This window comes from Flavobacterium sp. 245 (genome assembly GCF_004362055.1).
Classification (GTDB): Bacteria; Bacteroidota; Bacteroidia; order Flavobacteriales; family Flavobacteriaceae; genus Flavobacterium.
Genome location: NZ_SNXB01000005.1, coordinates 90,206 through 102,376 on the forward strand (window position 1 = coordinate 90,206; position 12,171 = coordinate 102,376).

Here is a 12,171-nt window from a genome sequence, read left to right on the forward strand (position 1 = left end):
CGAAAACTTTTTATGTAAACAAAAATAGATTAAGTATCAATACCAAAAAATACTCCAAAAGGAGTATTTTTTGAGTTTATCTAATAGTTTGTTATTTTTGGAAATACTTTAAATTTTAAATATAATTTTAACAAATAAAATATTAAATTAACTGGAAAATAATACCTGTTTTAGGGTATTACTACATTATAAAAAATGTTTAAATTTGTTTATGACCAGACAAGTTTTTTTGTTTTTCCTTCTTTTTTCAGCCGGATTTTTTCAGGCAGCGCCTTTGAAAACGTATGTGTACAACAATGATGTTCATCATTTATCACATTATTATCAGTATTTGGAAGATTGCAATTCGTATTCAACTACAGCAGTAATTCAAAATTTCAGGGCTGGCAAATTTCAGAATCCTCAACTAGACAAGGCTTTTAGCTCTGGAATTTCGACATGTAGTTATTGGTTGGCTGTTGCTGTACAAAACAGTACTGGCAAAAACCAAAAATTTCTTTGGAGCTTTAAAAACAACGGATTGTCATTTTCGCTCTATGAATTTAAAAATAACCAATTGATACTTCTTGACGAATCATCAATGCATGAAAGCCTTGGCAAACGTCCTTATCCAGTTAGAAGTATTTCATTTCCCTTTTATTTAGACCCCAAGCAAAGCAAAATTTTGTTTGTCAAAGTAACTCCAACGGTCAATAAAAACATATACTTTCCTACTGCTATTGAAACAGTCGAACAATTTTTAACTTATGAATTAGAATTTAGTTACTTAATGGGTAAATATTTTGGAGTCTTATTATTGACATTATTTATCAATTTTTGTTTGTTTGTGATTTTACGAAAACGAATTTATTTGTACAATATTTTCTACGGTTTTTTTATTGTATTATTCCAATTATCTGATTTTCATTTTGATTCATTTGAAATTCCAAATGCTTTTTTTGAATTTTGGAGCTACATTAATAAAGATTTTTATATTGCATTGTCGATCTTTTTTTACGCTAAAGTTTTTCAAATTTTTGTAGAGTTGCCCAAGAATTTTGCAAAAGTCAATAGGATTTTGAATTGGTTAAATTACACCTTATTGGCAAGTGCTATTTTACTCTTGGTCAGTGGTTTTTTATTTCATCAAAATAATTATTTTATTCACTTTGTAAATGGTTTTATCAATTTTATGATTTATATAATTATTGGTTTTATATTGGTATCAATCATTATTGGCATCCGATTTAAAATTAATTTTTTTATGCTCTTTGGCTTATCATTTCTGTTTATGTTCTACGGTTTTGCAGGATATTTATTGAACACCTTAAATTTAGCCAGTTTGCCAATATTTAGACCCGGAAATTTAATTAATGGTTCCGTAATCGAAATATCATTGCTTACCATATTCTTTATTTACAAATTCAAGTTAGACAAAGAAAAAGCCGCTTTAAAAATAATTACCGAGATTAGAAAAAATGATGAATTATCTAAAAAAATGCTGACAATTGAATCCGAAGAGCAAGAGCGGTTAGCAAGAAACATTCATGACGAAATTGGTAGTGATATAACCGGACTTCGACTACAGCTAGAGAATCATTTATCAAGTAGTACAATAACTGCTCAACATCAGGAAAGCATACTTGAAAACGTAAAAATACTATACGAGAAAGTAAGAGATTTGAGTCATTTTATGAAGCCCACAGAATTCAATTCTAATTTTATGGCTACTATTGAAAATCAAGTTTTATTTTATAGAAAAAACGTTAAAAACGTTGAATTTGAATTATTTAGCAACCTTAAAGATACGGACGTATTTCGTCCTGAAATTCAATCACAGCTAATTAGAATTATTAAGGAAGCTTATACCAATGCGCTGAAACATTCCATGGCTTCAAAGATCTCGATACAGTTGATTTTTGAGAATAATATTCTTTTGCTTATCATAGAAGATAATGGGATTGGTTTCGATCTTTCCAATGAATTCAAAAGTATTGGTCTAGAAAACATGAAATCGAGAGTAGAATTCCTAAAAGGAATAATAACTTTGGATAGTAACAAAAAAGGCACTTCAATTATAATAGAAATTCCAGTACTATGACAGTATCGAATTACAAAATGGTTATTGCCGATGACCATAAGTTAATTATTTCAGGAATTAGTCATATTATTTCGACCAACAATTTAGGCGAAATAATTGGTGAGGTAAATGATGGCATACAACTATTGCAGTTTTTACAACATAATACAATTGATCTTGCAATTATTGATATTAATATGCCTGAATTAAATGGTATTGAAGCCGCCAAAAAGATTATTGAATTATATCCTGATATTTCAATATTAATGGTTAGCCAATATGATAATATTGAACTAATAAAAAATCTTAAAACTATTGGAGTGAAGGGGTATCTGTCTAAAAATTTCGAGATAGCAGATCTTATTGTTGCAATCAATACAATCAAAAGCAATACCGTTTTTTTCCCTTCTTTAGAAGGTGAAAAAAGCAGTTTTAAAAACGATAAAATTCATTTGAGTACTCGTGAAATAGAAATTATTTCCCTAATTGCTCAAGGAAAATCGTCAAAAGAAATCGCGAATAAGCTTTTTTTAAGCGAATATACAGTGGTAACACATCGAAAAAATTGCATGCGAAAATTAGAAGTAAATTCTATTGTTATGCTTCTCAATAAGGCTAAAAGTTTAGGATACATTTTTTAAGAAAAATACTCAAGCCTTTTTGGATGGGGTTATCTAAGCTTACAACTATTTGGTTTCTCTGCTTGATAGATTAAAACATTATATCTGGCATTTTAACAATTATGAAGATCAATCTCGAGTGAGAAAAAGTTAAAAAATACTTTAAAACTCATTTTTTTCAAAACACTAAAAAAACTAAAAGTCAAGCATTTACAAATTAAACAGGAGCAAATTTCAATTTTCATATGCCTGAGGTCACGACCCCAACTCCTCTCTCGCTACAAAAGGCAAAACCCTTAAACAGAAATATTTAAGGTTTTTTTATTTGAAATTAGCTTTTTATTATCTGAGGATCTTTATTAAATTAGCATCTTTGCACAATAAAGTAATTTATAACATATGGATATAGTTAAATTTAAAATCACATCAAAAACAATAAAAGTAGAAGTACGTAATTCTAATAATTATGTTTTTAATTTTAATACGGCTTTAGAAATTGAAAAAGCCGACAAAGATGTTTTATTAAAACTATACAATGCATTAGATCTTCTTTTTAAAAAAGAAAATACTGGAGAAGTAAAAAACTATATTTCTCCCAACCAAACCAATATATTGGATCAAATTTCTGCTGCTGATAATTTAGAGCTTGAATAATAAACTTGAATCTCTACAAAAGAATATCCTAAATACTGTAACATTTTCCCATAATCGCGTCAAAATATAAAATTTAAATCCGGTACTTTGTAACTTATTACATTCATAATGGAGATAAGTTCATTTTTGACTGCAATAATATTGAGACCAATGAGTTTAAACTAGTTAAAAAAACTAGTTGCTATATTTTCGTTATGGACAATCAAAAGTTTATTTTAAGTTTAAAAAAAGGTAATGAAGACTCCTTCAAAGAGGTGTATTTCAATTACTATGACAAACTGATAAGCATTGCCAAACGATTCAACTCTTCGGTTTTAACTCCCGATGATTTTGTTCAGGAAACTTTTTTACGACTTTACAATAAAAGAGAATTGCTCAATGAAGATGTTTTGTTTGACAAACAATTATTTACCATTTGCAAAAACATCATTCTCAATCATATCAACAGAGAAAACAAAATTGTTCAGCTTGATGCTTTTCCAGTTGACATTCTAGAGGAAGAAACAGATTCTGGAATTTTTGAGGACCGAAAAGAAAAATTATACGCTTTCATAAATCAGCTTCCGGAACAGCAACAAAAAATATTTACTTTACATAAACTGGAAAATCTTAGTTATAAAGAGATTGCAGAAATCACAGACCTTTCTGAAAAGACAATTGCCAATCACATTTATCTCGCCAGCAAATTTATTCGAAAAAAAATCGCAGAGCATTAGGAACTTTTCCTTTCTCGTTTGTTATCTATAAAAACGAGAACATAAAATGCATATCGAAGCATACAAAACAAATGTAAAAACTAAAAAAGACGCAAGCTTACTTGTAGCTCTTTTGCAGTTCACTATTTCTGATTGTATCATAAAATTTGATTCAGAAAATCGTGAAAAAATTCTGCGAATCGAAACCAACCGAGACATCAAGGAGATGGTTTATGGTGTTTTTAACAAACAGGGATTTCATTGCCAAATAATTTAATACCGAGAAATCATGGATAAAGAAAACTTTGACGAAGAGTTTAAAAAGTTATGGAACGAAACTCCAGCTTCGCATTCAGAAAGTGAGAAAGAAGCTTCTTGGGAAAAATTCCATTCAAAAACTTTTGCTGAAAAGAAAAAGAAAACGAAACCTTGGCGTTATTATGCAGCTGCGGCAGTTTTGTTATTCGTTCTTATTGGAACTGGACTTTATTTCAATACTAAACCTCAACTAGAAAATGTCGTTCTGGCTGAAAATGTAATTGAAAATACCACTCAGAAAATAAAATATGTTGTCTTGCCAGATAATTCAAAAGTCGAATTGAGTCCAAATTCTAAAATTACGTATAGCAATAATTTTGCCTTGAACAGAAAAATCGAAATTATTGGTGAAGCTTATTTCAAAGTTACAAAAGACAAAAAACATCCATTTCAGGTTTTCTGCAATGAAACTACAACTACTGTTTTAGGAACGTCTTTTATTGTGAAAGAATCAGACAAAAAAGAAGTTACTGTTGAACTTTATGAAGGAAGCGTTCAAATGAATGTAAAAGGCAAAGATCAAAAATGGATTTTAAAACCTGGTGAAAAATTCACATATGGAAACGAACTTGCTTCCGTTGCCGAGTTTAGCCGATTCATAGATTTTGACAATGAAAAACTAAGTGTTCTAAGCACTTATATCGAAGTAAATTATGGCTACAAAGTGATTCTTCCTAAAGAAAATTTAGACCAAAAAATCACAATCAGAATCAATAAAAAAGAAGACTTAAAAACAATTGTACAATTAATATCAGAAATGTATAACCTAAACTTTGAAATAAATGAAGATTTAAAACAGATTACTTTTCAATAGAAAAGAAAAAAGGATGCAAGCCGCGAAACTACACATCCTCCTTATAATCAGGATAACACGAGGTTATTCCATTTAATAATATTCAAAAATACAAAATTTCATGAAGCATATAATTTCAGCATGCTTTTTTTTATTCAGTCTATGTGTCTCTGCCCAAAAGATTACTGTAACTGTAGATCAAAATACAACCTTAAAAGAGTTCTTCAAACAAATTGAAAACCAAACGGATTTTAAATTTGCTTTTACAGATCAAATCGACACCAGCCAAAAGTATTTTACGAAGAAAAGTACTTTTAAGCAAGTCGAAATTGAAAAACTTATTTCAGAATTAAACAAAACTTCAACTGTACAATTCTCAATTGCGGGCAATAATATTTTTGTGAAGCCAAAGTCTCAAAATCAGAAATCGGCTAAAAAAAAAAGCAAGCTAAAAGGACAGATTTTTGATGATGAAAGACAACCCGTTATTGGTGCCAACATTTATATTAATGAATTACAAACTGGCACCGTAACCGATGTAAATGGACGATACAGCATTGAAATCCCGAACGGGAATTATACCGTTTCTATCAGCTATGTTGGTTTTAAGAATAAGGAAAAGCAAATTACTATTTCTGATGATGTCACAATCAATTTCAACATTGAATCTGACAGCGAGGAATTAGGCGAAGTAATTGTTACAGGCTCTAAGGCTGTCGATACAAGAAATACCCAAATGAGCGTCAATAAGCTTTCTATGGAAGATATCAAGAGAATTCCAGCCGCAATGGGAGAACCAGATCCTTTAAAATCATTATTGACATTGCCTGGAGTTACCAATGCAGGAGAAGCCTCATCTGGCTTTAATGTACGCGGAGGCGCGGCAGATCAAAACCTGGTTTTACTGGATGGCGCTCCGGTCTTTGGTGATTCGCATATGTTTGGTTTCTTCTCTATTTTTAATGCTGATATGATTAGTAGCTTAGATTTATACAAAGGCGGAATTCCTTCTAAATTTGGAGGAAGAGTTTCTTCTGTTCTCGACGTAAACCAACAAACAGGCGATTTTGACGATTATAAAGTTAACGGAGGAATTGGCCTAATTTCAAGTCGTCTTTTGGTACAAGGCCCAATAAAGAAAGGAAAGGGTTCATTTATAATTGGCGGACGTACTTCTTATGCGCATATGTTTTTAAAATTATCTGATCTTAAAACCTCTATTAGATTTTATGATCTTAATGCTAAATTAAATTATCGTTTTGATGCCAACAACTCGCTTAGCTTTTCAGGTTATTTAGGAAATGATCGAATTTACTTTGCTGATCAAATTGATATGGATTTTGGAAATACTATGGGGATTTTAAGCTGGAAACATAAATTCGCAGATAATTTAGATACCAACTTATCTGTTTTTTATAGTGATTATAAATTTAATCTTGACTTGATAATTCAAGATTTCAAATGGAAAAATATGATTCAAACGTATGGTTTAAAATACAATTGGAGTCATATTCTCACTTCAAATTTTAAAATGAACTACGGAGTTGAAGGCATTTTTTATAATTTTAATCCTGGTACGGTACAGCCAACTGGTACAAATTCGCAATACAATTACCAGCAACTAGACAAAAAATATGCTTTTGAATCTTCTGCTTACATCGACTTTGAGCATCAGATAACAGAAAAATTAAATCTTAGATACGGACTTCGCTACAGTTTGTTCTATCGTTTAGGAAGTGAAGAAATTAGCACCTATGAGAATGGAAATTCTGTAGTTTACAATCCGTTATACAACATTTATCAAAAAGGAACTCCAACAGGAAGTATATCTTACAAAAGTGGTGAGACGATAAGTAAATTTGACAATTTTGAACCGCGTGCGGCATTGTCGTACTCTTTTAACGAAGAAACATCTATCAAGGCAAGTTATAACAGAATGACACAATATATTCATATGTTATCTAACACACAATCACCATTGCCAATGAATATCTGGACACCAAGTGGCCCTTTTATGAAACCTCAACTACTCGATCAATTTGCACTAGGTTATTTTAGCAATTTTAAAGATCGTGATTATTCTTTTGAAGGAGAATTGTTTTATAAAAAAATCCAAAATCGTATTGATTATGTTGACGGCGCTGATATATTGGCAAACAATAATATAGAACAAGTAATCCTGAGTGGTAAAGCCAGATCTTACGGTATGGAATTATTATTTAGAAAAAACACAGGACGATTTAATGGCTGGGTTTCTTATACCTTATCGAGAGCAGAGCAAAAAACTCCCGGAAGAACCGCTCAAGAACCGGGAATTGCAAACGGAGAATGGTATTTATCCGGTTATGACAAATTGCATAATTTAAATGTTGTAGGTACTTATCAATATAGCCCAAAATGGTCGTATAACGCTAATTTTACGTTGCAATCAGGACAGCCGGTAACGTATGCAAATGGTTATTATGAATTTGACGGATTCAATATACCCAATTTTTCACAAAGAAATGGCAACAGACTCCCTCTTTACCATCACTTAGATTTAGCGGCAACTTATACACCTAAACCAGACAAAAAGAAAGGATGGCAAAGCTATTGGGTTTTTAGCATCTATAATATCTACAACCGAAAAAATGCCGCTTCAATAACATTTTCAACAAATGATGACACAGGAATAAACGAAACCAAAAAACTATCAATTTACGGATTGGTTCCTGGTGTTTCTTATAATTTTAAATTTTAATAATATGAATAAAGCAGCAAAAAATAATTTTAAAAATAAATTACTAACCGTATTTAGTCTTCTTTTTGTTCTATTATTATCTTCTTGTGAGGAAGTGGTAAATCTTGACCTTGAAACAGGTGAAGCTAAAATAGTGATTGATGCCGAAATCCTTTGGAACAAAGGTACTGATGGAAGTGTGCAAACTATAAAAATTAGTAAAATGGCGCCTTACTACAATACTAGTACACCAAAAGTATCAGGAGCTCAGGTAAGAGTGGTAAACAGTGAAGGCACGGTTTTTACTTTTACAGAAACTGATCCGGGGTCCTATGTTTGCAGCAATTTTGTACCGGTTCTTAACATGGAATATTCTCTTTTTGTTGAGGCTGAAGGAAAAAGTTTTACTGCCGTTGAAAAACTTATTCCGACAACGCCAATTAGTAAAATAGAACAAAGATATATGCCAGATATAACAGGCCCTGACTTATTGGTGCTTTCCATTTTTTACAGCGATCCGGCAGATCAGGAGAATTTTTACCTAACCTATTTTACAACTGATTTTCTAAAAGTTCCTTATTATATAATTTCAAATGATAATTTTTATAACGGCAACGAAATAAAAGATGAATTCTCTGATGTAGATTTAAAACCAGGGAAAACGGTAAAAATTTTGCATAAAGGAATTTCTAAAAATTTTTATAACTATATGAATTTAATTTTTGAGGCATCAAGCGCAAATCCATTTGCTGCATCACCTGCAAACATTAGAGGAAACATTATCAATACAAGTAATAGCAATGACTTTGCTTTAGGTTATTTCAGACTTTGCGAAGGTGAAAAAGTAGATTATTTAATGAAATAAAAAACAAACCCCTTAACAATCATGTTAAGGGGTTTGTTTTTTTAGATCAATCCTAAAAGTTTGCCATAAGCAATTGCTGCTTTGTGAACCTGAACAGTCCAATCTTCGGCTGCATTGTCATCGGCACCATCAGAAATGTATTTAAGACATACAAAAGGAATATTTTCTTTCATTGCAATCATGGCTAAAGCATATCCTTCCATATCAACCACATTATACGCATCTGAGCAATGACCCATTTCAAAATTATCGCCGGTGCCGCAAATGCCTTCCTCTAAATTATCCATTAACAAACCATATTGAAGAACGGGAGGCAAACCAGATAAAGGTGTTTCGTACAGAGCAAAACCCAAACCGCGAACATCCATATCTCTTTGTACAAATTGTGTACAGCAAACAACTTCACCTTTTTGAAAACAACTGCTTCCTGCTGAACCAAGATTTATAATTACAGAAGGCTTTTTATTTTGAATTGCTTTTGACAATTCATAAGCTGCATTTACTTTTCCAATTCCGGTGAATACGACATTATGTCCTTCAAAAACTGCTGCTGCTTCACATTCTAGAGCAAAACAGAACAATATATCTTCAAGAGCAAATGACGCTGTTTGGTTAATTTTTATCATCAGTGATTTTGATTTCAGTCCGCAAAAATACGTTTAAAATTAAGCAATCTCCTTTCTATGAAAGACTCTTTTTGTCGAATTTTAAATTCTTCATCACAACACCAATTCTTCAAAAATTGGATCTTGCAAAAGTGCTGCCGATAAAGATTCCATTGCATGTTTAGAAGCATGGACCTGCCATTCTAAAGTAATATGATCCAGATTGCGGCGCTGCACCACCAATTTTGATTTTATTGAGTGGTCAGAAAATAATCTTTTGCATCTTTCATATCCATCATTATTGCGATTAAATGTAATACGAAGGATTTTATGTTCGTTGCTGAGGTCAATCTTGTCTTGAAGAAATGTAAGAAGCGTTAAAATCAAGAGAATCATTACCGCAGCGCATGCCGATGCAAAATAATAACCCGCTCCTACTCCCATACTCACGGCCGCAACCGACCATATTGTTGCTGCTGTTGTAATTCCGGTAACATGATTATCAGACCTAAAAATCACTCCAGCACATAAAAAACCCAAACCCGTTACGATATTAGAAGCAATTCTGTCTGGGTTTCCAGGTCCGCCAATCCATTCTGACATGAATGTAAAGAAACAGGCTCCTACAGAAATCATTATTGTAGTTCGAAGACCTGCAGCTTTTCCTCTATATTCCCTTTCAGCGCCAATTAAGGCTCCCCAAAATGCCGCTAAAAGAAGCCTGATTACAATTTCTATTTCCATGCAATTTCTTTATTTTTCTAGTTAAAATTACACAAAAAAATACAAAACCTTCAAAATCTAAACGATTCTGAAGGTTTTGAACTTTATCTTAAATTGTTTTTAAATCGTTGACTGTAATCCATATTTTTTATTCAACACATAGAAATATAGATTTTTATTTATCAAAAAGAGTTTAAAAAGAAACTAGTTTCTAACACATAGCCAACTATGTTTTTTTTCAACAAGTGAAACGCCTTTCTAAGCGTTCTAAATCTATGTTTCTATGTGTTAGATTTAATTACAGTTATCATTAATTATTCTTATACTCTTTCTCTTTTTGAGCATACCAATCTTTCATCACATAAAAAGCTTTCTTTTTAATTCCGTTGCTGGAAATTAAACCTTTTCTATTAAAGAAATCCTGAATGTTTGGCAATTGTCTTCTTGGTGATCTGAAATCAACTAAAATCCAAGGTGAAACTCCTGCTAAACCTTCAATACGATTAAACATCTGTGTATTTTGAATGTATAATTCTTCCTGATATTCTTCGTTCCAGCGTTCTTTTTTATCGCCATGCAAACCTTGCAAAGCTTCTCCGCCAAATTCGCTTACAATAACTGGTTTATTATACGGAATTACCCATTTCATGTCTTTACAGGATTCGTTAGTTCCTCTGTACCATCCTAAATATTGATTAAAACTCACAATATCAACGTATTCATTCATATTATCGTGAAGTGTATTAACATTGTTTGGACTTTTAGTCACTTCCATGGCCATACTTATTAAACGAGAATTATCTTGTGTACGAGCGTATTTTGCTAATTTACTTAGGAATACATCCCTGTCGTCGCCGTGTGGCGTTTCATTTGCTATTGACCAAATTACAATACCACAGCGGTTTTTATCTCTATAAATCATATCATGCAATTGGCGTTCGGCATTAGCGTATGTATCTGGATTTGTCCATGAAATGGTCCAGTAAACCGGAACTTCTGACCAAATCATCAATCCCATTTTTTCTGCTTGTCTCACCATATTTTCGTTATGCGGATAATGCGCCAAGCGAACATAATTACAACCCATTTCTTTTGCCCAAGTCAACAATGTAACCGCATCTTCCTCAGACCAAGCTCTTCCTGACCTAAATGGTGCTTCTTCATGAATACTGATTCCTCTTAAAAATACCTTTTTTCCGTTTAGCAGAATTTCTTTTCCTTTAGTTTCAATAGTTCTGAAACCAATTTTATCAGCAATATTTTCATCTACTTTGGTTATCGCTACTTCATATAATTTTGGTTTTTCTGGTGTCCATAAAACAGGATTTGCTTTTATTTCAAAATAAGCCATTCCTTTAGCGTCACTCGTAACATCTTTTTTGATTTTTAATTCGGGAATAGCAATCGAAACCAACTGATTTGCCGTTTCACTATTCAGCTTAATCCAGCCGGAAATTTTTCCTTTTTCTTTTTTGTCTAATTGAACCAAATAATCCTCAATATAAGTATTTGGAACCTGTGCCAAAGTAACATCTCTAGTAATTCCACCATAATTCCACCAATCCATATTGACTGTTGGAACATTATCTTTATGGCGTTTGTTGTCTACTTTTACTACAACAAAATTATTTCCGTCAACTAATAAATTGGTTACATCAAAATTAAAAGGAGTATAACCGCCAACGTGAGTTCCAGCTAATTTTCCGTTTACATATACCTTTGCATCATAATTCACCGCTCCAAAATGAAGAATTCCTTTGGTTGCAGAAGTCTTTTTATAAGTAAAGTCTTTTTGAAACCAAACAGTTCCTTCATAAAAAAACAATCTTTCGTCTTTCGAATTCCAGTCTGACGGAATATCCATAGTAGCTGAAGTCGCAAAGTTATATTCTGAAAGTTCAGTAGTATTGAATTTTTTATTTTCGAAAAATCCGTTGTTTTTAAAAGGCATTAGGCGATAATCATAATATCCGTTTTCAAGAGGATCTACAATATAACTCCACTTTCCGTTTAAAGTAATATTGTTTCGAGCTGCAATATTAGACACCAACGGAATTTCCTGTGCCATTGTTTTTCCTATTAGTAGAAAAGTACAGCACAGCATTACAATTTTTTTCATA

The 12,171-nt window shown here is 32.0% G+C and carries 11 protein-coding genes; 8 read left to right on the forward strand and 3 right to left on the reverse strand.

What is annotated here, in order from left to right; translation table 11 throughout:
- The first annotated feature begins 211 nt into the window (after positions 1 to 211).
- From EV145_RS11290 to EV145_RS11325, 8 genes are all read left to right on the forward strand, one after another.
- Positions 212 to 2,080, forward strand: coding sequence for a 7TM-DISM domain-containing protein (locus EV145_RS11290; protein WP_133525327.1), 1,869 nt, complete (start codon positions 212 to 214; stop codon positions 2,078 to 2,080).
- Positions 2,077 to 2,700, forward strand: coding sequence for a response regulator transcription factor (locus EV145_RS11295; RefSeq protein ID WP_133525328.1), 624 nt, complete (start codon positions 2,077 to 2,079; stop codon positions 2,698 to 2,700). Before EV145_RS11290 ends, EV145_RS11295 begins: the two co-directional genes overlap by 4 nt.
- A gap of 378 nt (positions 2,701 to 3,078) precedes the next feature.
- Complete coding sequence (locus EV145_RS11300) at positions 3,079 to 3,333, forward strand: hypothetical protein (RefSeq protein WP_133525329.1); 255 nt, start codon at positions 3,079 to 3,081, stop codon at positions 3,331 to 3,333.
- Between the two features lie 194 nt (positions 3,334 to 3,527).
- Positions 3,528 to 4,049 carry an RNA polymerase sigma factor gene (locus EV145_RS11305; protein ID WP_133525330.1) on the forward strand — a complete coding sequence of 174 codons (522 nt, stop codon included), beginning with the start codon at positions 3,528 to 3,530 and terminating at the stop codon, positions 4,047 to 4,049.
- 46 nt (positions 4,050 to 4,095) lie between these two features.
- Positions 4,096 to 4,305 (forward strand): hypothetical protein, encoded by a 210-nt coding sequence (locus EV145_RS11310; RefSeq protein WP_133525331.1) that lies wholly within the window; start codon positions 4,096 to 4,098, stop codon positions 4,303 to 4,305.
- A gap of 12 nt (positions 4,306 to 4,317) precedes the next feature.
- Positions 4,318 to 5,160 carry a FecR family protein gene (locus EV145_RS11315; protein ID WP_133525332.1) on the forward strand — a complete coding sequence of 281 codons (843 nt, stop codon included), beginning with the start codon at positions 4,318 to 4,320 and terminating at the stop codon, positions 5,158 to 5,160.
- A gap of 100 nt (positions 5,161 to 5,260) precedes the next feature.
- Entirely contained in the window at positions 5,261 to 7,879 is a 2,619-nt protein-coding gene (locus EV145_RS11320; protein WP_133525333.1) for a TonB-dependent receptor, read from the forward strand.
- Between the two features lie 4 nt (positions 7,880 to 7,883).
- The gene (locus EV145_RS11325) at positions 7,884 to 8,723 is read left to right on the forward strand and encodes a DUF4249 family protein (RefSeq protein WP_133525334.1); all 840 of its coding nucleotides are present in this window, start codon (positions 7,884 to 7,886) and stop codon (positions 8,721 to 8,723) included.
- A gap of 41 nt (positions 8,724 to 8,764) precedes the next feature.
- Here the strand turns inward: EV145_RS11325 and EV145_RS11330 are convergent, their stop codons facing one another.
- The 3 genes from EV145_RS11330 to EV145_RS11340 all read right to left on the reverse strand — a co-directional run bounded on the left by EV145_RS11330 (position 8,765) and on the right by EV145_RS11340 (position 12,170).
- Positions 8,765 to 9,349, reverse strand: a complete 585-nt coding sequence (locus EV145_RS11330) for a nucleosidase (protein WP_133525335.1) — start codon at positions 9,347 to 9,349, stop codon at positions 8,765 to 8,767.
- 93 nt (positions 9,350 to 9,442) lie between these two features.
- Positions 9,443 to 10,072, reverse strand: coding sequence for an MgtC/SapB family protein (locus EV145_RS11335; protein WP_133525336.1), 630 nt, complete (start codon positions 10,070 to 10,072; stop codon positions 9,443 to 9,445).
- Between the two features lie 289 nt (positions 10,073 to 10,361).
- Positions 10,362 to 12,170 (reverse strand): glycoside hydrolase family 2 protein, encoded by a 1,809-nt coding sequence (locus tag EV145_RS11340; RefSeq protein ID WP_133525337.1) that lies wholly within the window; start codon positions 12,168 to 12,170, stop codon positions 10,362 to 10,364.
- Position 12,171 lies beyond the last annotated feature (1 nt).